Source organism: Janthinobacterium sp. CG3 (genome assembly GCF_000344615.1).
In the GTDB taxonomy this organism is placed as follows: Bacteria; Pseudomonadota; Gammaproteobacteria; order Burkholderiales; family Burkholderiaceae_D; genus Janthinobacterium.
The window spans coordinates 63,719-90,123 of the sequence record NZ_KB467824.1; the positions used below are offsets into that span (position 1 = coordinate 63,719).

Annotated in this window: 22 protein-coding genes; 11 read left to right on the forward strand and 11 right to left on the reverse strand. The window is 65.0% G+C overall.

All coding sequences use genetic code 11. The features are described 5' to 3' along the window. The first annotated feature begins 148 nt into the window (after positions 1-148). The gene (locus JANGC3_RS0100305; protein WP_026132354.1) at positions 149-2,227 is read left to right on the forward strand and encodes a TonB-dependent receptor; all 2,079 of its coding nucleotides are present in this window, start codon (positions 149-151) and stop codon (positions 2,225-2,227) included. Positions 2,228-2,321: 94 nt separating this feature from the next. Here JANGC3_RS0100305 and JANGC3_RS0100310 read toward each other — a convergent pair whose 3' ends face one another. The 5 genes from JANGC3_RS0100310 to JANGC3_RS30470 all read right to left on the reverse strand — a co-directional run bounded on the left by JANGC3_RS0100310 (position 2,322) and on the right by JANGC3_RS30470 (position 5,565). Continuing rightward, the gene (locus JANGC3_RS0100310) at positions 2,322-2,642 is read right to left on the reverse strand and encodes an AzlD domain-containing protein (RefSeq protein ID WP_017874478.1); all 321 of its coding nucleotides are present in this window, start codon (positions 2,640-2,642) and stop codon (positions 2,322-2,324) included. Then, a complete protein-coding gene (locus JANGC3_RS0100315) occupies positions 2,615-3,370 on the reverse strand; it encodes an AzlC family ABC transporter permease (RefSeq protein ID WP_017874479.1) in 756 nt (251 codons plus the stop codon). The genes JANGC3_RS0100310 and JANGC3_RS0100315 overlap by 28 nt, the downstream gene beginning before the upstream one ends. A gap of 152 nt (positions 3,371-3,522) precedes the next feature. Continuing rightward, positions 3,523-4,080 (reverse strand): outer membrane beta-barrel protein, encoded by a 558-nt coding sequence (locus JANGC3_RS27905; protein ID WP_017874480.1) that lies wholly within the window; start codon positions 4,078-4,080, stop codon positions 3,523-3,525. Between the two features lie 170 nt (positions 4,081-4,250). After that, positions 4,251-4,574 (reverse strand): RES domain-containing protein, encoded by a 324-nt coding sequence (locus tag JANGC3_RS33450; RefSeq protein WP_157406379.1) that lies wholly within the window; start codon positions 4,572-4,574, stop codon positions 4,251-4,253. Positions 4,575-4,875: 301 nt separating this feature from the next. Next, the gene (locus JANGC3_RS30470; protein WP_157406381.1) at positions 4,876-5,565 is read right to left on the reverse strand and encodes a hypothetical protein; all 690 of its coding nucleotides are present in this window, start codon (positions 5,563-5,565) and stop codon (positions 4,876-4,878) included. A gap of 279 nt (positions 5,566-5,844) precedes the next feature. On the opposite strand from JANGC3_RS30470, the gene JANGC3_RS0100335 reads away from it, so the two are divergent. From JANGC3_RS0100335 to JANGC3_RS32200, 7 genes are all read left to right on the forward strand, one after another. Further along, positions 5,845-6,504, forward strand: a complete 660-nt coding sequence (locus tag JANGC3_RS0100335) for a site-specific integrase (protein ID WP_017874483.1) — start codon at positions 5,845-5,847, stop codon at positions 6,502-6,504. Then, the gene (locus JANGC3_RS0100340) at positions 6,504-6,716 is read left to right on the forward strand and encodes a transcriptional regulator (protein ID WP_017874484.1); all 213 of its coding nucleotides are present in this window, start codon (positions 6,504-6,506) and stop codon (positions 6,714-6,716) included. The genes JANGC3_RS0100335 and JANGC3_RS0100340 overlap by 1 nt, the downstream gene beginning before the upstream one ends. A gap of 31 nt (positions 6,717-6,747) precedes the next feature. Further along, positions 6,748-7,128, forward strand: coding sequence for a hypothetical protein (locus JANGC3_RS0100345; RefSeq protein WP_232429632.1), 381 nt, complete (start codon positions 6,748-6,750; stop codon positions 7,126-7,128). 461 nt (positions 7,129-7,589) lie between these two features. Continuing rightward, positions 7,590-8,948, forward strand: coding sequence for an IS4 family transposase (locus tag JANGC3_RS0100350; protein WP_442905261.1), 1,359 nt, complete (start codon positions 7,590-7,592; stop codon positions 8,946-8,948). A 341-nt stretch (positions 8,949-9,289) separates the two neighbouring features. After that, positions 9,290-9,607 carry a hypothetical protein gene (locus JANGC3_RS32190; protein WP_157406382.1) on the forward strand — a complete coding sequence of 106 codons (318 nt, stop codon included), beginning with the start codon at positions 9,290-9,292 and terminating at the stop codon, positions 9,605-9,607. Between the two features lie 55 nt (positions 9,608-9,662). Continuing rightward, a complete protein-coding gene (locus tag JANGC3_RS32195) occupies positions 9,663-9,887 on the forward strand; it encodes a hypothetical protein (RefSeq protein WP_157406383.1) in 225 nt (74 codons plus the stop codon). An 18-nt stretch (positions 9,888-9,905) separates the two neighbouring features. After that, positions 9,906-10,175, forward strand: a complete 270-nt coding sequence (locus JANGC3_RS32200; protein WP_157406384.1) for a hypothetical protein — start codon at positions 9,906-9,908, stop codon at positions 10,173-10,175. A 70-nt stretch (positions 10,176-10,245) separates the two neighbouring features. On the opposite strand, the gene JANGC3_RS0100370 is transcribed toward JANGC3_RS32200, so the two are convergent. The 4 genes from JANGC3_RS0100370 to JANGC3_RS0100385 form a co-directional block, all read right to left on the reverse strand. Then, positions 10,246-11,055 carry a DUF2145 domain-containing protein gene (locus JANGC3_RS0100370; protein WP_017874490.1) on the reverse strand — a complete coding sequence of 270 codons (810 nt, stop codon included), beginning with the start codon at positions 11,053-11,055 and terminating at the stop codon, positions 10,246-10,248. After that, positions 11,052-11,465 carry a hypothetical protein gene (locus JANGC3_RS30475; protein ID WP_017874491.1) on the reverse strand — a complete coding sequence of 138 codons (414 nt, stop codon included), beginning with the start codon at positions 11,463-11,465 and terminating at the stop codon, positions 11,052-11,054. The genes JANGC3_RS0100370 and JANGC3_RS30475 overlap by 4 nt, the downstream gene beginning before the upstream one ends. 141 nt (positions 11,466-11,606) lie before the next feature. Beyond that, entirely contained in the window at positions 11,607-13,025 is a 1,419-nt protein-coding gene (locus JANGC3_RS0100380) for a DUF3999 family protein (RefSeq protein ID WP_017874492.1), read from the reverse strand. A 181-nt stretch (positions 13,026-13,206) separates the two neighbouring features. Next, positions 13,207-16,470 carry a DUF2339 domain-containing protein gene (locus tag JANGC3_RS0100385; protein ID WP_035787502.1) on the reverse strand — a complete coding sequence of 1,088 codons (3,264 nt, stop codon included), beginning with the start codon at positions 16,468-16,470 and terminating at the stop codon, positions 13,207-13,209. Positions 16,471-16,749: 279 nt separating this feature from the next. Here JANGC3_RS0100385 and JANGC3_RS0100390 point away from each other — a divergent pair, with 279 nt between their 5' ends. Continuing rightward, entirely contained in the window at positions 16,750-18,636 is a 1,887-nt protein-coding gene (locus JANGC3_RS0100390; RefSeq protein WP_017874494.1) for an MFS transporter, read from the forward strand. A gap of 21 nt (positions 18,637-18,657) precedes the next feature. Here the strand turns inward: JANGC3_RS0100390 and JANGC3_RS0100395 are convergent, their stop codons facing one another. Then, entirely contained in the window at positions 18,658-20,178 is a 1,521-nt protein-coding gene (locus JANGC3_RS0100395) for a hybrid sensor histidine kinase/response regulator (RefSeq protein WP_026132358.1), read from the reverse strand. A 5-nt stretch (positions 20,179-20,183) separates the two neighbouring features. After that, a complete protein-coding gene (locus tag JANGC3_RS0100400) occupies positions 20,184-21,698 on the reverse strand; it encodes an ATPase domain-containing protein (RefSeq protein WP_017874496.1) in 1,515 nt (504 codons plus the stop codon). 319 nt (positions 21,699-22,017) lie between these two features. On the opposite strand from JANGC3_RS0100400, the gene JANGC3_RS0100405 reads away from it, so the two are divergent. After that, entirely contained in the window at positions 22,018-23,241 is a 1,224-nt protein-coding gene (locus JANGC3_RS0100405) for an efflux RND transporter periplasmic adaptor subunit (RefSeq protein WP_017874497.1), read from the forward strand. Positions 23,242-23,257: 16 nt separating this feature from the next. After that, entirely contained in the window at positions 23,258-26,404 is a 3,147-nt protein-coding gene (locus JANGC3_RS0100410) for an efflux RND transporter permease subunit (RefSeq protein WP_017874498.1), read from the forward strand. The last annotated feature ends 1 nt before the right edge of the window (position 26,405 follow it).

Consider the following 26,405-nt stretch of genomic DNA (forward strand, 5'->3'; position numbering starts at 1 on the left):
GCCGCCGCCGCAGCGTGCGCGCATGGCGCCACCGCGCCCATGCGCGCCCGCGCGCGCCGTCCGCCTGCGACTGTGGCCAGCGCCCACACGGCCACTTCTTTCTCGTGTCATGCCCGGATCATCGATGTGATCTTAGGAAATGAAACAGATGCGACACTTTTATACGCGAACACCGCTGCTGGCCGCTTTGCTGGCCGGCTGCAAACTGGCCGGCGCGACCGGCGTGCCCACGCTGCAGGAAGTCACCGTGGTGGGCAACCGGCCCGGCATGATCGGCGTCGCCGACTCCGCCACCGACGGCACGGTGACGGCGAAGCAACTGGCGACCCGTCCGCTGCTGCGCACCGCCGAGGTACTGGAAACGATACCCGGGCTGATCGTCACCCAGCACTCGGGCGACGGCAAGGCCAACCAGTACTTCCTGCGCGGCTTCAACCTCGACCACGGCAGCGATTTCGCCACCACCGTGATGGGCATGCCGGCCAACGTCGCCAGCCACGCCCACGGCCAGGGCTATATGGACTTGAACTTCCTGATGCCGGAGCTGATCGCCAACATCGAGTTCCGCAAGGGCGTCTACGCGGCCCGCGACGGTGACTTTTCCAACACCGGTTCGGCGCGCGTCGACTACCAGCGCCAGGTGAAGGCGCCGTTCGTCGACCTGACGCTGGGCGCCCACCGGCACCGCCGCCTGCTGGCCGCCGGCAGCGGCGTATACGCCGGGTTCGACGTGATGGGCGCGGTCGAAGTGGCGGGCAACGACGGGCCCTGGGACTTGCCGGCCAATTTGCACAAGCGCAACGGCGTGCTGCGCCTGTCCAAGGGCAGCGCCAGCGACGGTTTCGCCGTCACGGCGATGGCTTACGAGTCGGACTGGCGCGCCACCGAGCACGTGCCCGAGCGCGCCATCAGCGGCGGCGGGATCGGCCGCTTCGGCGCGCTGTCGGGCAGCGACGGCGGCAAGACCCACCGTTATAGCCTGTCCGGCGAGTGGGCCGGCGGCGACGAGGCCGGGGCCGGCAGCGTCAGCGCCTATGTGATCGACTACGGCTTGAATTACTTCGCCGCGCCGTCGGGCTTTACCAGCGGGCCGCGCGGCGACCAGCACGAGCAGGCCGACGAGCGCCTGATCTGGGGCGGCGAGGCGCGCCGCAGCGTGCGCCTGCAAGCGGTCGAGCTGACGGCCGGCGTGCAGCTGCGCCAGGACCGGGTCGGGCATGTCGGCCTGTATCAAACCGAGGGGCGGGTGCGCACCGGCACCGTGCGCCAGGACCAGCTGACCGAAACCGCCGTCGGCCTGTTCGTCGAGGCGCGCCGGCAGTGGACGCCGTGGTTGCGCAGCACCGTGGGGCTGCGCCGCGACCAGATCCGTGCCAGCGTCACGCCGACCGCCGGCGAGTTCAATATGCACAACGGCGGCAAGGTCGGCGCCGGCCAGACCAGCCCGAAACTGGGCCTGGTGCTGCGCCCGTCCGGCGCGCGCGGCGACACCGAGTTCTACGCCAACTGGGGCTACGGATTTCACAGCAACGACGTGCGCGGCGCCACCTCGGCGACCCATCCGGCCGACGGCAGCCCGGCTGAAAAACTGTCGCTGTTCGCCAAGTCCAACGGCGCGGAACTGGGCCTGCGCAGCAAGCCGCTGGCGGGCTGGAACACCAGCCTGTCGCTGTGGCGCATGAGCGCGGCGTCCGAGCTGGTGTTCGTCGGCGACGAGGGCGTCACCGAGGCGCGCGGCGCGTCGCGCCGGCACGGCCTGGAGTGGTCGAATTATTTCGCGCCCACCAGCGCCGTCAACATCGACGCCGACCTGGCCTGGTCGCACGCGCGCTTCAAGGAGCCGGTCGACGGCAGTGGCTCGCACGTGCCGAACGCGATTCCGCTGACCGCCTCGTTGGGGATGGGTTACGAGCCGGGCGGGAACTGGTACGGCGGCGTGCGCCTGCGCTACCTGGGCGCCTACGCCCTGGAGGAAAGCAACACCCACAAATCGACGCCGTTCTGGCTGGCCAATCTGAAGTTGGGCTACCGCATCACGCCGACGCTGCAACTGGGCGTCGACGTGCTCAATCTGCTGGGTCGCAAGGCCAATGATATTGAGTATTGGGGCGGCTCCTGCACGCGCGGCGAACAGGCCGACGGCAGTTGCGGCGGCGGCATCGACGGCCGCCTGGTGCATCCGCTGGAGCCGCGCACCGTGCGCCTGAGCCTGCGCGCCACGTTCTAAGGGGAAGGGCAAGGTTTGCTGCGCGCGCGGTGCCGCGCACGCCAACATGGTCGGATTACGCCCTGCGGGCTAATCCGACCTACGGAAATCGCGGTTAGGCGAAGTAGGTCAGCAAGCCAATCGCCGCCACGCCGCACAGCACGGTGGCGAACAGGCTGCGGCTGAGCACCGCGCACAGCAGGCAGGCGACGCTGGCGACGATGTTCGGCGCGGCCGCGCGCCAGTCGCCGTGGCGGGGAATGAGTTGCTCGGCGACCAGCCCGGCCATGATGGTGACGGGCAGGAAGGACAACCACTCCTGGTACCATTTTGGGAACGATTGTTTGCGCAGGAACAGCAGCGGAAAGACCCGCGGCACCAGGGTGACCAGGCCGCATCCGGCGATGATTAGGAGGATTTCGTAGCGGACTTCCATCGCAGGGCTCCCATGGCAATAAACGAGGTGATGATGGCGGTCAGCACGACGCTGAACTCGCGGCCGAACAGCAGGGCGACCGGTTCGAGCAAGGCGACGGTCATGACGGCGGCGAAGATCTGCACGGCGCGGTCGCGGGCCGCCATTAATTGCAGCACGATCAGGCCGATGAACATCGCCACCAACGCGAATTGCAGGCTTTGCATGAAGTTGGCTGGGATCCAGGTCGCGGCCAGCGCGCCGATGATATTGCCCAGCAACCAATTCAGATAGGCCGTCAGGTTCAGGCCGGCCATCCACGCAAACGACAGCTTGCCGCTTTTCTGCGCGGCGACCGCGGCCACGCCGAAGGTTTCGTCGGTCAGTTGCGCGCCCAGCAAAAAATTGCGCAGGCTGCCCATGTGCTTAAAGTAGGGCACCAGATAGGCCGACATCAGCAGGTGGCGCAGGTTGACGAAGAACACCGCGACGCACACGGCGATGGCGGCGGCGTGGCTTTGCACCATGCCGGCGATGATGAATTGGGCCGAGCCGGCGTAGACGATCAGCGACATCAGCGCCACCTCCATCGTGCTCAGGCCGGACACCCGGGCCAGCGCGCCGGCGGAAAAGCCGATGCTCAGGTAGCCCAGCACGGTGGGTACGCAGGCGATGCAGCCGTCCAGGAATCGCCTGGTCCAATTCTCGTGGCCGAGGGCGGTGGCGTCGATGTCGGCGGAGGGTGGCATGGGCTAAGGGCGCGGTGGCTGGTAACTATCGGTATCGCATAGTATGGGAATCAGCAATACAGCACAAGTACACTTGGCCGTATAGTTACACGGACTGTACCGGGCGCGCCGCCGGTACACCGTTGGCCGGCGGCGCGCCCGGTCCTCGTCGTTTAGAACTTGTAGCGCAGGCCGGCCGACAGCATTTGCGCCTTGATGGTGGTGCGGTCGGCGCTTTGTACCTTGCCGAAGTGCTCGTACTCGGCCACCAGCGCCAGCGTTGGCGTAAAGTTGTAGCTGGCGCCAACGCCGAACAGGGGCGAATTATTCCGGTACTTCAAAGTCCGTACGCCGCCCGGCAGCTCGAACCTGTTGCGGTTGGCGGTCACGCCGACTTTGCCGAATACCGAAAACTGCTCCGACACCGGCATCGTGGCGGTGCCGGCCACATACAGCGCGGACGGCATGATATGCGCGCCGTCGACGCCGTTGACGCTGGCGTCGTGGTCGCCCAGGATGGCATAGCCGGCTTCGACGCCAAAGGTCGGGTTGAACTGGTAGCCGCCGTAGAGCTTGCCGCCGAAATTGTTGCCGCTCGAGGTCTTGTTGTAGGAGTCGATGTTGAGACCGACGCCGCCGACGCTGGCGCCGGCATAGGCGCTTTGCGCCTGCGCCGCAAACGGCATGGTCAGGGCGGAGGCGAGCAGGGCGATGGAGAATACTTGTTTCATATCAGATTTCCTTGGCTGGTGAGGGGGCGCGGCGGCCCAGATCGTTACGGATGGGCGGCGCCATCATTGTCGATCCCGCCGTGCCGGGCAATAAAAACCAAGGGTGTATTACCTGACTGGCATTTTGGTACTGTGTGGCGGTACTTCCCGGGGACGCGTTTGAATGCGGCTCACGCGGCGACGATATTAAAGGCGGTCGCGGCCGCGGCAAAACCCGGGGTGTCGGGAAGCGCGAGAACGGATGGTTTGGCATGCAGTCGAGCAGCCGCCCGATCGAAAAGGATCACTGCGCGTTCAGTGTTGAGATGGCGCGACATGTACACGAAGCCGTCGAAATTCAAAGGGTTGTCGAAAATCGATAGTGACCATTGTTGAGTGATGGCATAGGAGGCCGTTCCAGCCAAGTCGGCATGTCCAGACAGGCGCTTGAGCGTTGCGCCTGTTAGTTCGTGGTTCGAGCAAACGCAGGGCCGAGCCAGTAAAACTGTGAACACTCTGCCGTTCCAAGGCGGTATAGCTGACCTGGAACCGGCCATTGACTGGTATTTCGTCATGCAGCAGCGATTCAGCAATGGCGACCTCCAGCGAGAACCCGAGGTAGCAGGAGCGAAATTCCGGTGCGCCAGCAAGGCAACCCGGGGCGTCAAAGCGATTGGCCCCCGAGCAACCGAAGTAAGGTTCCCCGGTAGCATATTTAGAAATCCTCACCAAAGTTCGTCGACCCAGCCGCATGACGGGAAGGCTATCGTCGGTGGCTAAAGACGGCGGCGGCGAGCCAAGCGGGACGGCGGTCAATTAGCGTTCCACGAACCCGGCAGCCGTTACCAATACCGCCTGCCGGTCACCCTGCTGCAACGCCTGCAGCGGGGTAACTCCGTTCAGGGAGGCCTTGGGAGTGGTAAAGAACTGCCATTTGCTAGACGCCGGTATGTCGCCCAACGCGCGCGTCACCTTCTCCAGATCGCGCCGGGACACCTTGCCATCGGAGTAGAACGCTGGATACAAAAGGCGGCCGCCACCGCCCTCCAGCGCGAATACCCGCCCGGCTTTGAGGGCCTTGCTGACGGCCTGCGGTGACACGTTCAGGCGATCGGCCAGATCCTGCGCGGCGATCAGAGCGCCGCTCTCGGCCAGCTCGGTGCGCCGTTCCTGTTCCTGCATTGCCATGTTGCGCATGAAAGTCACGTTTTCAGCGGGTCGCTTGATCAGTTCCTTAACGCCCGCCAATGTGTTGCCGCGGTGGAGCGCCGCGACAAGCCCTTCCCGTGTCATGACGGGTATTTCATTCTGAATTTCGTCTTTGCCGATGAATTCGCGTCTTTTCGCCTGCGGGCGCAGCTTGATGATGACGTAGCCGGCGCCCAAGTCTGCTGCCTGCTCAATGTTGGCTGGAGCAAGCGCCTCGATCCGGGCAGGCTGCACAGGCCATGAACTTGCGCTTTGGCCAGCTACGGGGCGCTTCATGGCCGAAATTTTGGTAGTCATGATTCCTCCCTTGGGAGTTTTCATTGTACTGCGATGGCGATATTAATCAACCAAATCAACCAAAATTGGCCGGAAAAGTGATAACGACTCAGACCGGCCACGCAGGATTTTGACAAATTTCATGCGTAAAATTCCAGTTGACGGGCTATAGCGCCAATGCCTAGCCGGAGTCGGCGCGCGCTTTTCCGAGGAGTGAGGCTGTGCCTTGCTCGCAGGAGGAATTTCGCGTATTCTTCACTTGATTGACTCTGAATACAATTAAAATCAATTGCGGAATAAATGGCAAAAGCACCCTATATCGAAGATCACAGACTAAAGCACATGCTGAAAGTTGCGGCCGTAAGCGGCGAACTTCCAGTGCGCAATGTCGCGTTGCTCACATGTGTGTATGGCACCGGCATGATGCTGACCGAGCTGGCCCGGTTGCCGCTACGGGCATACCTGAAGGCCGATGGCTCCGTGTTGGATGAATCCGCAGTGCCTGCGGAGATAGCGTACAACGGCAGCGAGCGCCCGCTGTACTGGTCCAATGCGAAGCTTGTCGCAGCCATCGACAAATACCTCGACTATCGAGTGGACCACCGCCATCGCGTAACGACTCGAAAGGCCGCTTACAGAAGCTTGGACCCGGATGCTCCGATCTTTCTCACAGACGAAGGCGAGCCGTACAAGCTGACGCCGAGACGTACCGGCACGGGGGCAATAAGCTACTCGTGCGACAGCCTCAGCCAGCTCTTCCGCAAGCTGCACTTGCAAGCGGGCGTTGAGGGTGCGAGCGCGATGTCGGGTCGCCGAACGTTTGCGGTTCGCCTGAACAACAACAATATCGACCTCAAGCACATCAAAGTTCTGCTGGGCTTGAAGACGCTACAAGCCACAAAGGCGCTGATTGATGCTGACCCTGTACGCTTGGGCAAGATCGCTGCGAGCGTGTTCTGATGCCGAAGAGCCAGCTTACGCAGCAAGAATTTTTGCGGGACGCTATGCATCGCCTCGGCATGACTCGGGATGAATTCGCTCAACGAATCGCAGTTAAGCGCAAGACGCTGGATAACTGGCTTTTGCCGCCCAGTGAATCGGCGCGTGGCATGCCTGATATGGCGTGGAAGTTTATTCAAGAGATTTTGGATAAAGAAGCAAAAACCGCTTGACTACCCCCATTGAGGGTATATAATGATTTGCATGGAAGCGCAAGTGCGCATCACTCTACCGGAGATTTTAATGGCAGCAATTGCGTTTGACACACTCAAGATGGCGGAACGCTTGGAGAGTGCTGGTATGCCAGCCGCTCAGGCAAAGATGCAGGCAACTGTTCTTGCGGAGGTCATTACCGCCGAAGACGCGAGCATCGTAGACCGTTTTTCCAGCAAGCAGGACGTTGCCGTGGAATTGGCTGCAATCAAGGCCGGAATTGAAAAACTGGATTCAAAAATTTCCCAAAGCGCTGCCGAGTTTAAGGCGTTGAATTCGGACACCAAGGCCGAGTTGATCCGCTGGGTCGTGTCGGTTGGGATTCTGCAAATGGCACTGGTCGCCGGGCTTGTCCTCAAGCTCGTCAAGTAAGGAAAATCCCGCGTTTCTGCGCCCGCCACCTGGACGGCCTCCAGGGTGAGGAAAATAGATGTCCGATATTCAAATATTTGAAAGACAAGTGCGTCATCGCTCCTCTGATCACTTGAAGGCGATGTCCTTGCTGGCAGCTCACAGCCTCACGGGCCTATGATTTCGGTGTTGCGTCAGGAGCTTGATTCGATGGTGCGAGTGATCTTCTTGCTTGCCCAACCAAGTGACATTAGAGTTCAGTTGATTGCAGATTCTGTGAATGGCAATAAATGGAAAATTGGGCGGCAAAATGTGACTGATCGGCAGATGGTGGATCTTGCCCAACAATTGCAAGGTTGGACCCACCTCGTTATACACAAGTCCGGACCAACATCCAGCCGGTTTGAAAACGCGTTTACATTCAATGACTTAACGCGCCCCTTGTAAACTTGCCATTATTCAGGTTTACTCTCGTCTTTTGCGTGGACGAGTTGGCGACAGCATCAGCACCTTGGACCGAGCCGGAATTTGAACAACTCGACTTGGGCGATGCGCGCCTGAACAAACGAGCAAGGATCTTGATGGAACGATTTGCGGCTGACCCGACGGCGAGCGTGCCGAAGGCCTGCCAAGGCTGGGGCGAGACGATGGCGGCCTACCGCTTCTTCGACAACGACAGCGTGGACTGGCAGGCGATTATGGCGCCGCATTGGCAGCAGACACAGCAACGCATGGCTGCGCTGCCGGTGGTGCTGTGCTTGCAGGACACGACCGAACTCGATTTCAATGGCCAAGGCGCGTTCGGCCTCGGTCCGTTGAGCTATGAAGCCCAGCGCGGCATGTACCTGCACCCGACGTATGCGGTCACACCCGCGCGCGAGCCGCTGGGCATCGTCGACGCGTGGATGTGGGCGCGTGAAAAGAAGGACAAGACCGGTGCGCGCGGCGGGCCGAAGGAAAGCCTGCGCTGGATCGAAGGCTACGAACGCATCGCCGAGATGGCCGCGCAGTTGCCAGCTACACGCTTGGTCTATGTCGCCGACCGCGAGGCCGATCTGGTGCCGCTGATGCTGCGCGCGCAAGAACTGGGCGCGCCGGCCGACTGGCTGGTGCGCGCTAAGCACAACCGCTGCCTTCCCGACGGCGACAGGCTGTGGGGGCACACGGGAGCAGGCGCGCCGATCGGCGAGCTGACATTCGCGATGGCGGCGCGGCACGGGGTGAAGGCGCGCACGGTGCGCCAGCACCTGTGGGCACGCTCGGTGACGCTGCCTGCGGGCAAAGGCAAGAGCGTCCTCGCCACGTGCGTGATCGCGCGCGAGATCGATGCGCCGGACGGCGTCAAGCCGATCGAATGGCGCTTGCTGACTAACCGCGCGGCCGCCACGCCCGCAGCGCTCGTCGAGCTGATCGACTGGTACCGCGCGCGCTGGGAAATCGAGATGCTGTTCGACGTGCTCAAGAACGCCTGCCGGGTCGAGGCGCTGCAACTGGGTTCGATCACGCAGCTTGAACGGGCCCTGGCGCTGTTCATGGTGGTGGCTTGGCGCATTGCGCGTTTGATGCGCTTGGGCCGGACCTGTCCGGACCTGGACGCGGAACTGTTCTTCGATCCGGATGAGATTCAAGCGGCCTATTTGCTGCGCAAAAAGACGCCACCGAACAAGCCACGCCTGAACGACGTTCTGCGCCAAGTCGCCTGCGTCGGCGGCTTCCTCGCTCGCAAGAGCGATGGCGAGCCCGGCGTCAAGACGATCTGGCTTGGATTGAAGGATGTTCACGTGGCGGCGGAAACGATACGCACCCTACGCGAAATGGGGGCGCTCAAGAGTTGTGTATAACGAGGTGGGTTGGACCGCATCAGTTTACAAATTCGGATGCGCGTTTATTCACTTGTCCGCATTGCATGACTGCAACGAGCGTGATCCTCTCCAACTTCTTCCACCTGCGGAACGCGACGACATCCTCGATCATTGCCGTAGTTACCACGGTGGCCCTGTTCATCCGGATGCTGGGTTTATGGATTTAGTTCGGTTCCTGCCAATGGCGTTGAAAAAAGTCGCAGGCAATTTGGAGGAATACCTAGAAGAATTGTTGAACGGACGTTCGCTTGACGACGTTCTTTGAGCCATCAAGGAAAACCGGGCGCAGTTTTTCGCGTCCGCGAAAATGAAAGAAAAAAATGTTCGCTATTCGCTTCACCAAAACAGTCTGGGACAGTGCATCGCATCAACAAGCATCTGAGATGGCAATCCTTGTCCGAGATGACGAATTACCTTGTCCGCCGAGTGTCAGCGTTGAGTATTTTTGGCCTTTATTGATGCCAGAACGACCGAAAGCTGTGCGATGGGACTTCGATCAGCGGCGATTCGACTGCGCCATGCCTGATGAACACCAAGGTGATGGAATTGATGACTACGATTTCGATGAGCTGTTGGAGCACCTAATCAGCGGTGGCTGGAAGCTAGTGAATCGCAAACCTTGGCAGTGGCCTACCTAGGAAAAATGGTTTCGCGGAGGCGAAACCATATAAACCGTTTATATGGAAAAACATCATGACCACGATCAGCAGGATCACGATTGACAGCACGGTATGCCCGGCGTGTGCCGTTGCTATTCCGAAGCGTAACAAGGGATGCCCGCACTGCCACTATTCGTTCGCGAACAATGCGCATGGCCGCGTGGGCACGCTGCGCGAAATATTGGCAGCGCAAACCGGCCAGTTAAACAATGTTAGCCCGGATTTCCTACGCTTGGTCGCGCAGGCCGCTGGCGTCTAACGGTAGAGGAAAACCGCCATGTTTTACGAAGTCACGTATATGAGAAACGGTTACCAGCTTTCCGACGTGTTCCGCCCCGATTCGCGCTGGGGTAAGCGGATCTTTCGTGTTCAAGTAGCGACGTTACCAGACCACACGGACAATGAGATCGTGCAAGCTGCGCGGGTCGACGTTCCAGTCGGGTATTGGCTTCATCGAATCTTGGCAATAGGTGGCGATCCACACGAGCGCAAGCTGTTCTTCAAACCCATCGTGGCTGTCAAACAAGCCGTAACCGAACCGGCCTAACGGCCAAGGAAAATTACCTGGCGCAGCTGCGTCCCGCATTCCACGGTTTTTCGAGGCCTGCTCCATCCCCTCAGTCAACCGCCAGCGCGATCTCCTTCATGTCCGGATCGCGCTGCTTGATGAAGCGCACGATCGAGTCGACCGTTACCGTGTCGATCTGGTTGGCCATGCGCCGGTCGAAGGGCTGGTCGTCGAAGGCGATGTTGGCCCGGAACATGCGCGCGCCGAGCCGGGTCGAGGCCGGGATCTGCAGCGTGATCGGCTGGTAGTTGGCCCATTTCAGCCACGCCTGCGCCTCGGCGCGGGTGTTGATCTTGCCGGGCGGGGCGTTGGCGGCGGCGTACGTTTCCAGCACCCACTGGTTGGAGTTCTGGTACTTGGTCGAGTACGGGTAGGCCAGCATGTTGTAGTGCGCACCGTGCAGGCGGCGCGGCGCTTTCGACGCCAGTTGGACCGCCAGCGCCTCTTGCACGTCCCAGTGCGGCACCAGGATCACGCTTTTGTACTCGTACACGTCGTCGAGGAAGAAATTGCCCAGTCCCTCGTTGTAGAGCGCCGACTCGGCGCTGCCGCAGCCGTTCAACTCATGCACCACCAGCCAGCGCCCGGACGGGTGGTCGCGCCAAGCCAGGCCGATGTGCGAGTACGTCAAATGGTACTTGCTCAGGTCCTGCCCGGCGCGGGCGATCAGCGCGACCTGCGCGCCGCTGGCGTCGAGCGCCTGGCGCGCCTTGTAGGCCAGGTCCAGCGCCTTGACGACCTTGGTGGCGTCGCCGGGGCGCGGCTCGCAGGAGCGGCCGGCCCGCGCCGGCGCCGTCGCGGCCAGGCCGGCTGCCAGGCACAGCAGCAGCGCCAGCGCGTTCAGACGCGTGGCGCTCATATGCCGGCCGCCGGAACGGTCGAGTGGTGCAGCAGCGACTTGCCGATTTCGTTCGGCACGTAGGCGATGATTTTGCCGGACAGCACCAGCGCGTGGCCGGTCGAGACCGCCACTACGCTGACCACGGTGCCGGCCGCCAGCGACAGGCCGCGCGCGGCCTCGCCGGTCAGCTTGATCGAGGCGGCGCCGGCGTTGGCGGCGCCCTTCAGCACGACGACGCTGCCGTCGGCCACCGCCTCCACGCCCTCGACGAAGACATAACCAGAGGCGGCCAGCAAGGACATCGAGCCGAGCAGCACGATGCCCGACGCCATGCCGACGTTTTCCGAGGCGGTCGACAGTTCCGAGTTGCCGGCGTGGGCGCTGGCCGCGGCGGCGCAAAGCAGGCAGATGGACACTAAGCGTTTCATTTTTTCTCCGTTATTGTGGTCTTACAAGGTAATGATTGACGACGGCGCCGAAACTGGCAATCGGAAACGGCGCGGTACTGCTTACTGGATGCCGTAGTATTGTTTCGCGCTACCGCATTCTGGCATTCTGGCATTTCGGCGTCACGGCGCTTTGTCCTGGTCGTTCATTTGTTTTATTAGGCGCCAGGCGAAAAAGCCCAGCACGCCCACGCCCAGCAGCAGCACGGCCCACAGCGCGGCCAGCCGCAACTGGGCCGCGCGCGCGGCGCCGGCCGCCACGGCCGGCGCCGCCGAATCCGGCTGGCGGCTGGCCAGCGGCCCCGCCTGCGCCTGTTCCAGGGTTTGCAGTTCGCCCTGGCTGAAGCCGGGCGCGACTTGTTCCAGTTCGACGGCGGCGGCGGCGGCGTCGGCGCGGCCGAACGCCAGCGTGTACGGCGGCTTGCCGTTGGCCAGGAACACCACGCTCGACGGCGACCATACCAGCCGCAGCGCCGGCTTGCCGCCGGCGCCGTTGAGCGGGCGCAGCACCCATTGCGCGTTGTGCAGCGGCGCCACCGCCATGTCGCCCGAGCTGCGCGTGCGCCCCGCCTGCGTGATCTGGTAAAAAGTGGCGCGCACCAGCGGCTCGAAACTCAGCGTGCTGGGCTGGCCGAGCTGGCGGCCGGGCAGTTCGTGGTAGCGCCCCAGCACGCTTGGCAGCACCACGTTCGGTTCGCTAAATTGCAGGCCGATTTTCTCCACCGGAATCGCCACGGCGCCCTTGTAGACCAAGTCCTGGCCGACTTTCCCCGGCGCCGCTTGCAATACCAGTCGCTCGGCGTGCGGCGCGATGTCGGTCTGGCTGATCGATTCGGCGCTGATGCCGGCAAACAGCAACGGCGCGCCCTCGCGCCAGCTCAGGCGGGCGTAGCGGAGGCGGCGCGCTTCGAATTCGATGCGGTCGTTGGCCAGCGTTTGGGTGTCGCTGTTGACCAGCCAGTCCAGCGCGGCCGCGCCGATCGGCTCCCAGCGTTTGAGGTCGTCGCTGACCTCCAGCCAGACCTGGGCGTGGTAGCTGGCGGTGCCGGCCGGCAGGCGAAAGCGCAGGGCGTTGACGGCGGCGTCGGTCTGGCCGATGTCGAGCACCAGGCTGCTCAATTCGGCTTTGCCGGGGACCTCGCCGGCGCGCGCGGCGCGCGTGACCGACAGCAGGCGGCCGTCGCTGCCGGTACGGATGTCGAGTCCGCCCGCGTCGTCGCCTTGGGCGTCGCCGCGCGCACCGGTGACGGGGAAGATCCTGGCCGGCAACTCGCTGCGGCTGGTGCGCGCCTGCGCGGGCGGGCGCTGTAGCGCGAACGCCAGCTTGTTGCCGTCCTTGTCGAACAGGCGCAGGTCGCGCAGGTCGGGCGTGGCGGCGCGCAGGTAGACCGACTGCGGCAGGCGGAAGGCGACCACGCCGCCTGTGCCGCTGACGCTCAGCGGCAGGCTGTGTGGATAGTCGGCCGGCGTGTCGGATGGCGCCGCGGCGCCGGCCTGGCCGGCCAGCGCCAGTGCCAGCACCGAGGTCAATATGAAGTTCATCCTTGGTCGCGCTTTCTGTATCGTTATGGTTAGTGTGTCGTAGGTCGGATGCGGGGGCCGCCGAGGCGAGCGTAATCCGACCATGTTGGCCGACGCGCGACGCGCTGTCACAGGCCAACGTTGTCGGGTTACGCCGTTCCGGCGAACCCGACCGAGGAAAATCGCCCAGGCTGTCCGGCGCTCATTGTGTATTTTCCGCCGGCTGGCCCGGGTACGGCGCCAGGTAGCCGATGATGAGCATCAGCACGCCGACGCCGACGAAGGAAACGATGCGTTCGATGCCGCCGACGTTGGACAGGTCGATCAGGAACAGTTTCAGCACGACCAGGGCGAGCAAGCCGGCGCCCAGGCCCCATTGCTTGCGGGCGTGGCGCAGCGCGGCGTGGCGCATTAGAACCAGCGCGGTGACGCTCCACGCCAGCGACAGCAGCGCTTGCACGAAGCGCGAGGCCAGCATGGCGTCGAAGCGGTATGGCACGTCCATGTAGTTCGACACGCTGCGCAGCAGCATCAGGTTCAGCCAGGCGTAGATGAGGCAGCCGGCGATTACCGGCACGCGGCCTTGCCAGAGCGGCGACAGGGCAGGCTGGCCGGCGCGCAGCAGGCGGTAGGCGGTGACGGCCAGCAGCATGGCGAAGCCGGTGCTCAGGTCGAGCGGGTTGAGCAGCGGCAGATAGGGCAGCGGCGCCATTGCGCCGTTGTAGCTCAGGTTCCAGTCCAGCACCAGCAGGCAGGACCACAGGGCCGCCAGCGGGATCAGGCAACGCCGATACCACGTTTCCAGCGGCGCCAGCGGCCAGCCGCCGGCGCGGCAGCGGCGCGCCAACAGCGCCACCGCCAGCATCATGGCCCAGGCCGGCAGGTAGCGCGCCCAACTACCGCTGACTTCCCAGCCGGCCAGGTCCAGCAGGCGCTGTTGCTCGCTGGCGCCGGCCAGCAACCAAGCCGAGATGTGCTGCCCGGCGACCGGCCAGATCATCAGCCAGGGCGCGCCGGTGCGCACCGCGTGCAGCAGTTGCAGCGGCCGGGTGGCGATGTGCCAGCCGGCGCGCGGCCACAGTTGCAGCAGGTATTCGCCGGCCAGCCAGACGGCCGCCAGCGCCAGCCAGGCCAGCCGGCCCGGCAGGTGCCCGCCCACGTACAGCTCGCCCAGCATGTTGATGCTGGCCAGCGCCAACGCCAGCCACGCCGGCGCCGTGAACCAGCGCAGCGTCGGCCAGGCCAGGCGCCGCGCCAGCCAGCCGAACAGCGGCGTGAACAGGGCCAGTAGCAGGGCGTAGGCCGCCTGCCAGTCTTCCAGCGGGAAGCCGCCGCCGGCCGGCGCCGCGTAGAGCGCGGTGAACCAACTGGCCAACGAGGTCAGCACCAGCGCGAACCAGAAGAAGGCGGCGCCGGGCAGCAGCGACGTCGCCATCGCCGACAAGGCCGGGTCGGCGTCGGCGCGGCCCTGGCGCTCGCTGAACCAGCTGCTCAGGAAGAGGGCGGCGCCGAGCATCAGCGCGCTCGGGAAGGGGCCGTCGAGCAGGTTCGGGGTGATGGCGATCCAGTCGTCGGCGCTGCGCGCGAGTAGCGCGACGGCGCCGATCACCTGCACCGCAATGGCGAATTTGGCGGCGGCCGCCCATTCCATGCGCTTGGCGACGAGGCCGAGCGCGACGGCGACCAGCACGGCGCTGCCGCTCATCAGGTTGAGCTGGGTGGCGCCGCTGGTGCGCAGCAGCGCTTCGGTCCAGGCGCCCGCCAGCAGCCACAGCGCGGCGGCGGCGAGGAAGAACAGCGACAGCGCGCGCAGGCGCTTGCCGCCCGATTCCTCCGGCGCGCGGCGCAGCGTGGCGGCCATGAAGAAGGCGCTGGCGGCCAGCACCAGGAAGCCGAGCCAGAGGTTCTCGCGCAGCGCGGCGGCGGCGTGGAGGCCGCTGGTGGCGCCGAGGAAGGAGATCCACGCGCCGGCCTGGACCAGCAGGCCGAAGGCCCAGGCCAGCCGACGGCGCTGGCGCAGGCCGACCCAGACGATGCCGGCGCCTTCCAGCGCCCACGCGGCCGAGGTCCAGCGGCCGTCGAGCGCCAGCGGCAGCGCCAGCGTGCCGAAGGCGACGCCGAGCGCCAGGAAGGATTCGGTCAGCAGTTTGAAGTTGCCGCCGCGGCGCCACAGCGTCGCCGCCAGGCCGGTGTAGAACAGGCCCAGCGCCAGCGCGGAGAAGGCCATGCCGAACGGCGTCGCCTTGACCAGGCCGTACTGCAAGCCCATCGCCAGCAGCGGCGTGCCGAACACCAGGGTGGCGTCGACGTAGTGCTTGAGCCGGGGCGCCTGACGCGCCGCGTAGGCCAGCGCGATGCCGACGTAGAACAGGAAGAACAGGATCAGGAATAGTTGCGCCGACAGGTAGTCGTCCGGCGTGTATTTCAACACGCCCCAGGCGGTGCCGACGACGAAGGTGAAGGCGAAGCCGAGCAGGTTGAGCATGCGCCACGAGCGTTTCAGCGCGATGGCGAACACGCCGGCGTTGAGCACGGCGTAGTAGCTGAACAGGCCGATGTGGCTGCCGCCGCCGGTGGAGGTGAGGATGGGCACGGCGAAGCCGCCGACGATGCCGAAGGTGGCCAGCCAGACGGCGTTTTGCAGCACCGCCAGCAGGCAGGTGAAGGCGGTTAGCACCAGCAGCAGGGCGAAGGCCATGCCGCCCGGAATCAGGTGGTACAGGCGGAAGGCGCCGAACACGACCATCATCAGGATGGCCAGGGCCGCGCCCTGCACCGGCAGGCTGATGCCGGGACGCGATTCGCGGATGCGCCAGGCCCAGCCGAGCAGGGCGATGTCGGCCAGCGCGATGCCGGCCAGGCGCAGCTCGATTGGCACGGTGATTTGCGCGGCCACGTATTTCAGCAGGAAGCTGACGCCGATGAACAGGATCAGCAAGCCCAGCTTGGCCACCAGGTTGCCGGTGAACAGCCAATTCTTGGCTTTCGCGGCGAAACCGTCGGCGCTGGCGGCCCAGGCCGGCGTTTCCTGTTTCCAGCCGGGCGAAAACTCGTCCAGGGGCAGGTCGGCGGCGGGCGCGGCGGCTTGATGGACTTCGGCACTGGCCGGCGCTGACGCCTTCGCGTCTACCGGTATGGCGGCGGCGACGGCCGCCTGCACCGGCTCAGGTGCCGGCGTTGGCGGTGTCGGCTCGGGCGCCGCCGCGGGAACGGTCGCGGCAGCCGGCACCGGCGCCGCTTGCGTTACCGGTGCGGCGGGTGCGGCCGGCGCGCCGTTCTGCGCCGCCGCTTTGCGCAGCGTCGCCACTTGCTTCTGCAAGGACTGCAGTTCCGCCCTCAAGCTGCTGGTCTCGGACGACAGCGCGTCGACGCGCTTGCGCGCCGCGCTGGTACGGGACAGGGCAATGAACGGCAGGAGGAAATACACAATGCCGAGAACAACAACAATACTGACCAACAATTCCATGGCGCCGCCCGCTTTCTGTGATGCGTTTCTTGCAATACGATTGAACGGCGAACCCTGCCAGAGCGACCCGACACATCAGATTTCCGCTATATTATCCGAATGATAATGTAGAAGCGCCTAAACGTATTTTTCTTGTTGCGCCGGAAGCCCGCCGCGCCCGGCCGGGATTGTTCCAGCGCAGCCGGCCGGGAGAACGACTGGATCGAATGGCAATTAATATTGTCGGCGGCGGCGTAGTCCTGTATTTTGTCAATCTGTTCCCCTTTCCCATCCGATCACATGAGTCAATCCAGCCAGTTCGCCCTGTTGTCCGAGCGCCGCTTCGGTCCGTTTTTCTGGACCCAGTTCTTTGGCGCCTTCAACGACAATCTGTTCAAGACGGCGCTGATGGTGATCCTGGCGTACGACGCGCTGAGCTGGACCACGCTGCCCGCCTCCACCATCACCAACCTGATCCCCGGCCTGTTCATCCTGCCGTACGTGGTGTTTTCGGCAACCGCCGGGCAGATCGCCGACAAGTTCGAGAAGGCCGGCCTGGCGCGCTTCGTCAAATGGCTGGAGCTGGCCATCATGGCGGTGGCGGCGCTGGGCTGGATGTCGCACACCTTGTGGTTGCTGGTGGCCGCGGTGGTCGGCATGGGCGTCCATTCGACCCTGTTCGGGCCGGTGAAATACGCCTACCTGCCGCAGCAGTTGAAGCCGGAGGAGTTAATCGGCGGTAATGGCCTGATCGAGATGGGCACCTTCGTCGGCATCCTGCTCGGTGAAATCCTCGGCGCGGTGCTGGTGGTGTACAAGCCGTGGGGCGTCGAGCTGGTGGCCGGCGCGACCATCGTGGTGTCCGTGGTCGGCCTGCTGGCGAGCTACCGCGTGCCGCTGACGCCGGCCGCCGAACCCGGGCTGAACATCAACTGGAACCCGCTTAGCGAATCGATCCGCAACATCGGCTTTTCGCGCAAGAACCGGGTGGTCTTCCTGGCCATGCTGGGCAATTCCTGGTTCTGGTTCTACGGCGCCCTGATCCTGGCCCAGTTCCCGGTTTACGCCAAGGATTACCTGCACGGCGAGCACGGCGTGTTCGTGCTGCTGCTGACGGTGTTCTCGCTGGGTATCGGCACCGGTTCGCTGTTGTGCGAGCGCCTGTCGGGGCACAAGATTGAAATCGGCTTGGTGCCGTTCGGCTCGATCGGCCTGTCGCTGTTCGGCATCGACCTGTATTTCGCCAGCATCGGCTACAGCAACACCGAGGTGGTCGGCGTGCTGGCCCTGCTGGCCCAGCACAGCGTGCCGCGCATCCTGTTCGACATCGCCATGATCGGCGTTTTCGGCGGCTTCTTCATCGTGCCGCTGTTCGCGCTGATCCAAACCCGCTGCGACCGCGCCCACATCTCCCGCACCATCGCCGGCATGAATATCATGAACGCGCTGTTCATGGTGGCGGCGGCCGGCGTGGCCATTTTGCTGTTGGGGCAGGGCTTCACGATTCCGCAGCTGTTCCTCCTGACGGCGGTTTTGAACGCGCTGGTGGCGGTGTATATCTTCTCGCTGGTGCCGGAATTCCTGATGCGCTTCCTGGCCTGGCTACTGATCCACACCATCCACCGCGTCAAGTGCGTCGACGCCGAGCGCATCCCGGCCGAGGGCGCCGCCGTGCTGGTGTGTAACCACGTCAGCTTCGTCGACGCCATCGTCATCGTCGCGGCCAGCCCGCGGCCGATCCGCTTCGTCATGGACCACCGCATCTTCAAGCTGCCACTGCTGGGCTGGATTTTCCGCACCGGCAAGGCGATCCCGATCGCCTCGGCCAAGGACGACCCGTGGTTGATGGAAAAGGCCTTCGTCGACATCGCCCAGGCGCTGCACGACGGCGACCTGGTGTGCATTTTCCCCGAGGGGAAGTTGACGACGACCGGCGAGATGAACGAGTTCAAGGGCGGTATTGCGAAGATCCTGGCACGCTCGCCGGTGCCGGTGATTCCAATGGCGCTGCGCGGCCTGTGGGGGCATTGGCTCAGCCGCAACAAGGCCAATGTGTTCGAGCGGACCTTCCGCGGCGGCTGGCGTTCGCGCCTGGCGCTGGCGGTCGGCCAGCCGGTGGCGCCGGTCGACGCCACGCCGGAGTATTTGCAGCAGCAGGTGAGCAAGCTGCGCGGCCATTGGAAGTAGGCATTGCATGCCGTTTGCGCCTCACTTGTCGAGGCGCCCCTTGACCAGGCCGATGATGTCGTTGAACTCGACCGGCTTGGTCAGGTGGTAGTCGAAACCGGCCTCGATGGCGCGGCTGCGCGCGTCGCCCTGGCCCCAGCCGGTTAGCGCGATCATCAGGACGCCGGCCGCGCCGGGCAGTTGGCGGATCTGCCGCGCCGTTTCGTAGCCGTCCATGCCGGGCATGCCCAGGTCCATCACGATCAAGTCCGGCGTGCCGCCCTTGGCGGCGGCCAGCGCGGCGCAGCCGTCGTAGGCCGCCGCCGCCTCGTAGCCCTCCATCTGGAACAGCACCTTCAGCGAGTCGGCGGCGTCGCAGTTGTCGTCGACCACCAGCACCTGCGCGGCGCGCGCGGCCGACGTCGGCGCCACGTCCACGCGCGCGCCGCCGCCGCCCTCGGCCGGCTGGCGCGACAGCACCACCACCGGCAGGCGGATGAGGAATTCGCTGCCCTTGCCGACGCCTTCGCTGCGCGCCAGCACGCTGCCGCCGTGCATTTCGGCGAAGGTGCGCGCCAGGCTCAGGCCGATGCCCAGGCCGCTGGCGATCTGCCCGGACACCGTGTTGCCCTGCTCGAACATTGAAAAAATCCGCGGGATGGCGTCGGCGTCCAGGCCGACGCCGGTGTCGGTGACGCTGATGCTCAGCTGCGCGTCGTCGACCCAGGCGCGCACCGCAACGCTGCCGTCGGGCGGCGTGAACTTGATCGCGTTCGAGACGATGTTGGCGAGGATTTGCACCACCCGCGCGTAGTCGGCGTGCAGCACCACGTCCTGCGGCGGCAGCGCGAAGTCGACGCCGATGCGCTTGCTGGCCGCGCTTTGCAGGCACAGCTCGTTGACGTGTTCGACCACGGCGCGCAGGTGGACGTGTTCGCGCCGCAGCTCGGTCTTGCCGCTGGTGATGCGCGCGACGTCGAGCAGGTCGTCGACCAGCCGGGTCAGGTGCGTGACCTGGCGCTCGATCACCTCCCTGACCTTGGCCACGGCCGGCGCCTGCGGGTACAGGTGGCCGAGCAGCGCCACCGAGGTCTTGATCGGCGCCAAGGGGTTGCGCAGCTCGTGCCCGAGGCTGGCGAGAAATTCGTCCTTGCGGCGCTCGGCCTCGCGTACCATGTATTGGCGGGCGCGGGCGCGCAGCAGCGCGTGCGCCGACGTCACCAGGGTCAGCGTGCCGACCGGGCGCTCGAACAGCGTCAGGTTGCCCAGCGTGTTGATGGCGTGGCGCACCAGTTGCGGGTCGCCCTGGCGTTGCGTCAGCAGGATCACCGGCAGGTCGGACCAGGCCGGCTGGCCGGCGAGGTAGCCGGTGAGGGCGGCGCAGGCGCCGGCCGGCAACGCCTCCTCGACCGTCAGCACGCCGGCCGCGCCCAGTTCCAGTTGCTCGGCCAACTGCTCGGCGCTGTGGCAAATGTCGGTGCGTACCATCGCCAGCTCCAGCACCTGCTCGGCCAGCGCGGCGTCGCGTCCGGTCGGCGCGAAGATCAGGATGCGCTGTTCCATATGGACTAGCGCGGCGCGCTGACGGCCGCCGCCGTGGGCGGGGCGGGCTCGCGGCACGCCTCGCCGGTCGGCACGCCGGTCAGGATGCCGTGGAAGCCGCGCAGCGGCGGGCCGATTTCAATGCCCCCGGCGCCGATTTCAAAGCGGTGGATGGTGCGCTGGTGCGGGCTGCCGCGCTTCTTGAACACCGAGATGGCTTGCCGCACCTCGCCCGCGACCTCGAAATAGCGCAGCATGATGACGTTGTCGGCCACGTAGCTGGCGTCGGCCGAGGTGGTCATGCTGGTGCCGATGATGCTTTGCTGGACGCCGACGAGCAGCGTGGCGACGCCGTGCTGGCCGAGGAAGGCCAGCAGCTCGTGCAGATAGGTGGGCAGGTAGCGCTCGTCGGGCACCGCGTTCAGGTAGCCGTTCAGGCTGTCGATGACGACCAGGCGGACGCCGCGCGCGGCGGCGTCGACCACCGCCTGCGAGAACTCGCCGGGCGCCAGTTCGGCCGGGTCGACCTGCTGGATCGTCAGCAGGCCCGCGTCCATCGCCGCGTGCAGCGCCATGCCGATGTCGCCGGCGCGGTTGAGCAGGTTGTTGCGCGACTCCTCGAACAGGAACATCGCGCACGCTTCGCCGCGCGCGGTGGCGGCGTGCACGAACTGCGCCGCCAGGGTCGATTTGCCGGTGCCGGGCGGGCCGGAAATGAGGGTGCTCATACCTTCCTCGACGCCGCCGCCGGTGAGCGCGTCGAGCGCCGCCAAGCCGCTGGAGAGGCGCCCGCGCGGGCCCTCGCAGCGCGTGTCGGACGCCACCAGGCGCGGAAACACCACCAGGCCGCCGGTGGCGATCTTGTAGTCGTGGTAGCCGCCGCGGTAGGACACGCCGCGGTATTTGACGATGCGCACGCGGCGCCGCTCGGCGCCGTAGGCTTGCACCAGCAGATCGAGCGCGACGACGCCCTCGGCCACGCTGCGCACCCGCATGTCGTCGCAGGCGGGGGCGCGGTCGTCGATGAGCAGCGTGGTGCAGCGGCGGCTCGACAAGTATTGCTTCAGCGCCAGCACCTGGCGCCGGTAGCGCAGCGGCCTCTCCGCCAGCAACTGCAGTTCCGACAGCGAGTCGAGCACCAGCCGGGTCGGTTTGTGCTGTTCGATCGCCGCCAAGATGCGCTGGGTGGTCAAGCCGAGTTCGATTTCGGACGGTTGGAAAATTGTGTACTGCTGGTCCGGGTCGAGCATGTCCTCGTCGGGGATGATTTCGACGATGGGCACCCCGGCCAGGTCCCAGCCGTGCGAGCGGGCGCTGGCGCGCAGCTCGACGGCGCTTTCGCCCAGCGTGATGTAGAGCACAGGCTCGTCCAGGCGCGCGCCTTCCTGGAGGAACTGCAGCGCCAGCGTGGTCTTGCCGGTGCCGGGTTCGCCCTCGACCAGATACAGGCGCTCGGGGGTCAAGCCGCCGGCGAGGACGGCGTCGAGGCCGGGCACGCCGGTCGACAGCAAAGCGGTGGTGTGGATGTCTTGTTGGTCCATCGGTGCCCTCCAAACAATACAAAACAAGGCGCTCCGGCGCCCGTTCAAATAGTACCGCAATGCGCAAAAAAGTGACAATTCATTAGAATTGTCTGCCAAGCATGTTGTTGAGTTCGCTTGCAGGCGGTGAAGAGCAGCCAAACGAAGGGTGTAGCGCCGCTGGTTATCGATGATGCCGGCACGGAGCGCGCCCATATTTCCCGTGGGGAATTGTAACCGTGCTTGACTGGATTAGAATGATCGTTCATTCTTTAAATGTGTGACAATATAATTCAGCTTTATTAGACGATATTTGCGTAGTTTTCTTACAGGAAAATCCATGATGGAATCCCGCTTCTCCCTGCCGACGCCGCGCCCACGCGCGCTCGCCACCGCCGTTGCCGCCGTGTGCGCGGCCCTGATACTGGCCGCCTGCGGCAAGGCGCCCGCCGTCGCGCCGCCGGCCAAGGTGCCGGAGGTGGGCGTCTACACGGTCACTAGCCAGGCCTTGTCGATGACCACCGAATTGCCCGGGCGCACCGCCGCCTACCAGGTGGCCGAAGTGCGTCCGCAGGTGGGCGGGCTGATCCAGAAGCGCCTGTTCGTCGAGGGCGCCGACGTCAAGGCCGGCGCCTCGCTGTACCAGATCGACCCGGCCAGTTACCAGGCGGCGTACAACTCGGCCAGGGCGGCGCTGAACAAGGCCAAGGCCAACCTGCTGACCAGCGGCCCGAAAGTGGCGCGCTATAAAGAGCTGGTGGCGATCGAGGGCGTCAGCCGCCAGGACTACGAGGACGCGGTGGCCGCCAACGAGCAGGCCAAGGCCGACGTCGAGTCGGCGGCGGCGGCGCTGGAGATGGCCAACATCAACCTGAAATACACCAGCGTGTTCGCGCCGATCAGCGGGCGCATCAGCCGCTCCAGCGTCACGCCGGGCGCGCTGGTGACGGCCAACCAGGCCGCCGCGCTGACCACCGTGCAGCAGCTCGACCCGATCTACGTCGACGTGACCCAGTCCAGCAACGACTTGCTGCGCCTGAAGCGCGAGCTGGACGGCGGCAGCCTGAAAAAGTCCGGCGCCGGCCAGGCCAAGGTGAGCCTGCTGCTGGCCGACGGCAGCACCTACGCCGAAGCGGGCAAATTGCAGTTCTCCGACGTCAGCGTCGACCCGGGCACCGGCAACGTGACGCTGCGCGCGCTGTTCCCCAACCCGAAAGGCGACCTGCTGCCCGGCATGTACGTGCGCGCGCTGCTCGATAGCGGCTTGAACGAGCACGCCATCGTGGTGCCGCAACAGGGCGTGACGCGCAACCCGAAGGGCCAGGCCACCGCGCTGGTGCTGAACCCCGACGGCAAGGTCGAGCAGCGCATCTTGACCACCGCGCGCACGCTGGGCGACAAATGGCTGGTCACCTCCGGCCTGGCCGCCGGCGACCGCGTCATCGTCGAGGGCGTGCAAAAGGTCAAGCCGGGCGCGCAGGCCAGCGCCGCCAAGCCGGCGCCGGCCGTCGCCGGTGCGCCGGCCGGCGCCGCGCCCGCCGCGAACGCCAAAAGCGCCCACTAATCCAGGAGAATAAAAAATGGCACGTTTCTTTATTGACCGCCCGATCTTCGCCTGGGTGGTCGCGATTGTGATCATGCTTGCGGGCGTGATCGCGATCCTCGGCTTGCCGATCGCGCAGTACCCGAGCATCGCGCCGCCGTCGATTTCGATCAGCGGCAGTTATCCGGGCGCCTCCGCCAAAACCGTCGAGGACGCGGTGACCCAGGTCATCGAACAGAAGATGAAGGGCATCGACGGTTTGAGCTACATGTCGTCGAGCAGCGATTCGACCGGCGGCATCAGCCTGACGCTGACCTTCAAGAGCGGCACCAACCCGGACATCGCCCAGGTGCAGGTGCAAAACAAGCTGCAGCTGGCCACGCCGCTGCTGCCCGCCGCCGTGACGCAGCAGGGTCTGGTGGTCTCGAAGGCCACCAAAAACTTCCTGATGGTGCTCGGCTTCACCTCAGAGAACGGCAGCATGAAGCAGGTCGACCTGGGCGACTATGTCGCCGCCAACGTCGTCGATCCGCTCAGCCGCGTCGAGGGCGTCGGCGAGGTCACGCTGTTCGGCTCGCAGTACGCGATGCGCATCTGGCTCGACCCGGCCAAGCTGCAAAGCTACCAACTGACGCCGGCCGACGTCAGCGCCGCCATCACGGCGCAAAACACCGAAGTCTCCGCCGGCGAACTGGGCGGCGCGCCGGCCGCGCCGGGGCAGCAGTTGAACGCCACCGTGTCGGCCCAGAGCCGGCTGCAAACGGCCGAGCAGTTCGGCGCCATCCTGTTGAAAACCAGCGCCAACGGCGCCATGGTGAACCTGCGCGACGTCGCCCGCATGGAGCTGGGCAGCGAGAACTACAAGACGGTGGCGCGCTTCAACGGCAAGCCGGCCACCGGTATCGCCATCAAGCTGGCCTCGGGCGCCAACGCGCTGGAGACGGCTGACCTGGTCAAGAAAAAGGTTGAGCTGTTGGGCAAGCAGTTCCCTGCGGGCATGAAGGCGCAAATCGCCTTCGACACCACGCCGTTCGTCAAACTGTCGATCGAGGAAGTGGTCAAAACCCTGGCCGAGGCGATCGTGCTGGTGTTCCTGGTGATGTACCTGTTCCTGCAAAACTTCCGCGCCACGCTGATTCCCACGCTGGCCGTGCCGGTGGTGTTGCTGGGTACCTTCGGCATCCTGTCGGCGTTCGGCTATTCGATCAACACGCTGACGATGTTCGCGATGGTGCTGGCGATCGGCCTGCTGGTCGACGACGCCATCGTCGTCGTTGAAAACGTCGAGCGCGTCATGAGCGAGGAGGGCCTGTCGCCCGTCGAGGCGACGCGCAAATCGATGAGCCAGATCACCGGCGCGCTGGTCGGCATCGCCATGGTGCTGTCGGCGGTATTCGTGCCGATGGCCTTCTTCAGCGGTTCGACCGGCGTGATCTACCGCCAGTTCTCGATCACCATCGTCTCGGCGATGGTGCTGTCGGTGGTCGTCGCGATGGTGTTTACCCCGGCGCTGTGCGCCACCTTCCTGAAGCCGGTTGAAAAGGGCCACCACGCCAGCAACACGGGCTTCTTCGGCTGGTTCAACCGCGGCTTCGACCGCAGCAGCGCCAAGTACCAGGGCTGGGTGGGCAATATGATCGGCCGCAGCGGCCGCTCGATGCTGATGTACGCGCTGCTGCTGGCGGCGCTGGCGGTGGTCTTCCTGCGCCTGCCGACCTCGTTCCTGCCGGCCGAGGACCAGGGCGTGCTGTTCTCGCAGATCCAGTTGCCGACCGGCGCCACGCAAGAGCGCACGCTGAAGGTGATTGAAAAAGTCGAGCAGCATTTCATGAACGACCAGAAGGACGCGGTCGCCTCTATCTTCACCGTGGCCGGCTTCAGCTTCGGCGGCAACGGCCAGAACACCGGTATCGCCTTCGTCCGCCTGAAGGACTGGTCCGAGCGCAAGACCCCGGCGCTGCGCGTGACCGGCGTGGTCGGCAAGGCGATGGGCGCGTTCTCGCAGATCAAGGACGCGATGGTGTTCGCCTTCGCGCCGCCGGCCGTGCTGGAGCTGGGCAACGCCAGCGGCTTCGACCTGCAATTGCAGGACCAGGCCGGCCTGGGGCATGACGCCTTGATGGGCGCGCGCAACCAGTTGCTGGGCATGGCGTCGAAGAACCCGCTGCTGGTCGGCGTGCGTCCGAACGGCCAGGAAGACACGCCGGAATACAAGATCACCATCGACCAGCAGAAGGCCAGCGCGCTGGGCCTGTCGCTGGCCGAAGTGAACAAGGTGCTCAGCGTCGGCTGGGGCAGTAGTTACGTCAACGACTTCATCGACCGCGGCCGCGTCAAGAAGGTGTTCATGCAGGGCCAGCCCGACTCGCGCATGGTGCCGGAAGACCTGGGCAAATGGTTCGTGCGCAACAACGCCGGCGCCATGGTGCCGTTCTCGGCCTTCGCCTCCGGCGAGTGGGTCTACGCCTCGCCGCGGCTGGAGCGTTACAACGGCTTGTCGTCGGTCGAGGTGCTGGGCATGCCGGCGCCGGGCAAGAGCTCGGGCGCGGCGATGGCCGAAGTCGAGAAAATGGTCGCGCAACTGCCGCCCGGCATCGGCTTTGAATGGACCGGCACCTCGGCCGAGGAGCGCGATTCCGGCTCGCAGACGCCGCAGTTGTACGCCATTTCGCTGCTGATCGTGTTCCTGTGCCTGGCGGCGCTGTATGAAAGCTGGTCGATCCCGTTCTCGGTGCTGCTGGTGGTGCCGCTCGGCGTCATCGGCACGGTGCTGGGCAGCTGGGCCTTCGGCCTGTCGAACGACGTCTACTTCCAGGTGGCGCTGCTGACCGTGGTCGGCCTGTCGGCGAAGAACGCGATTCTGATCGTCGAATTCGCCAAGGAACTGCAGGACAAGGGTGTCGAGCTGAAGGAGGCGACGCTGCAAGCGGTGCGCCTGCGCCTGCGCCCTATCCTGATGACCTCGATCGCCTTCGGCCTGGGCGTGCTGCCGCTGGCGACCAGCAGCGGCGCCGGCTCCGGCAGCCAGAACGCCATCGGCGTCGGGGTGTTGGGCGGCATGCTGTCGGCCACCTTCCTCGGCATCTTCTTCGTACCGGTGTTCTTCGTGCTGGTGCGCGGCTTCTTCAAACAGAAGAAGGCCGCGCCGGCGCCGGCCGCAACAGTCATTTCGGAAGCGCATTAAC

Excerpts from the sequence above, each read along its gene's own strand:
- JANGC3_RS30475 (WP_017874491.1), bottom strand. The coding sequence starts at position 11,465 with ATGAAACGCTTAGTGTCCATCTGCCTGCTTTGCGCCGCCGCGGCCAGC.
- JANGC3_RS0100400 (WP_017874496.1), bottom strand. The coding sequence starts at position 21,698 with ATGGACCAACAAGACATCCACACCACCGCTTTGCTGTCGACCGGCGTG.
- JANGC3_RS27905 (WP_017874480.1), bottom strand. The coding sequence starts at position 4,080 with ATGAAACAAGTATTCTCCATCGCCCTGCTCGCCTCCGCCCTGACCATG.
- JANGC3_RS0100410 (WP_017874498.1), top strand. The coding sequence starts at position 23,258 with ATGGCACGTTTCTTTATTGACCGCCCGATCTTCGCCTGGGTGGTCGCG.
- JANGC3_RS0100385 (WP_035787502.1), bottom strand. The coding sequence starts at position 16,470 with ATGGAATTGTTGGTCAGTATTGTTGTTGTTCTCGGCATTGTGTATTTC.
- JANGC3_RS32200 (WP_157406384.1), top strand. The coding sequence starts at position 9,906 with ATGTTTTACGAAGTCACGTATATGAGAAACGGTTACCAGCTTTCCGAC.
- JANGC3_RS0100310 (WP_017874478.1), bottom strand. The coding sequence starts at position 2,642 with ATGGAAGTCCGCTACGAAATCCTCCTAATCATCGCCGGATGCGGCCTG.
- JANGC3_RS0100395 (WP_026132358.1), bottom strand. The coding sequence starts at position 20,178 with ATGGAACAGCGCATCCTGATCTTCGCGCCGACCGGACGCGACGCCGCG.
- JANGC3_RS0100405 (WP_017874497.1), top strand. The coding sequence starts at position 22,018 with ATGATGGAATCCCGCTTCTCCCTGCCGACGCCGCGCCCACGCGCGCTC.
- JANGC3_RS0100345 (WP_232429632.1), top strand. The coding sequence starts at position 6,748 with ATGGAAGCGCAAGTGCGCATCACTCTACCGGAGATTTTAATGGCAGCA.
- JANGC3_RS0100380 (WP_017874492.1), bottom strand. The coding sequence starts at position 13,025 with ATGAACTTCATATTGACCTCGGTGCTGGCACTGGCGCTGGCCGGCCAG.
- JANGC3_RS0100315 (WP_017874479.1), bottom strand. The coding sequence starts at position 3,370 with ATGCCACCCTCCGCCGACATCGACGCCACCGCCCTCGGCCACGAGAAT.
- JANGC3_RS30470 (WP_157406381.1), bottom strand. The coding sequence starts at position 5,565 with ATGACTACCAAAATTTCGGCCATGAAGCGCCCCGTAGCTGGCCAAAGC.
- JANGC3_RS0100370 (WP_017874490.1), bottom strand. The coding sequence starts at position 11,055 with ATGAGCGCCACGCGTCTGAACGCGCTGGCGCTGCTGCTGTGCCTGGCA.
- JANGC3_RS32190 (WP_157406382.1), top strand. The coding sequence starts at position 9,290 with ATGTTCGCTATTCGCTTCACCAAAACAGTCTGGGACAGTGCATCGCAT.
- JANGC3_RS0100340 (WP_017874484.1), top strand. The coding sequence starts at position 6,504 with ATGCCGAAGAGCCAGCTTACGCAGCAAGAATTTTTGCGGGACGCTATG.
- JANGC3_RS0100305 (WP_026132354.1), top strand. The coding sequence starts at position 149 with ATGCGACACTTTTATACGCGAACACCGCTGCTGGCCGCTTTGCTGGCC.
- JANGC3_RS0100335 (WP_017874483.1), top strand. The coding sequence starts at position 5,845 with ATGGCAAAAGCACCCTATATCGAAGATCACAGACTAAAGCACATGCTG.
- JANGC3_RS0100390 (WP_017874494.1), top strand. The coding sequence starts at position 16,750 with ATGAGTCAATCCAGCCAGTTCGCCCTGTTGTCCGAGCGCCGCTTCGGT.
- JANGC3_RS32195 (WP_157406383.1), top strand. The coding sequence starts at position 9,663 with ATGACCACGATCAGCAGGATCACGATTGACAGCACGGTATGCCCGGCG.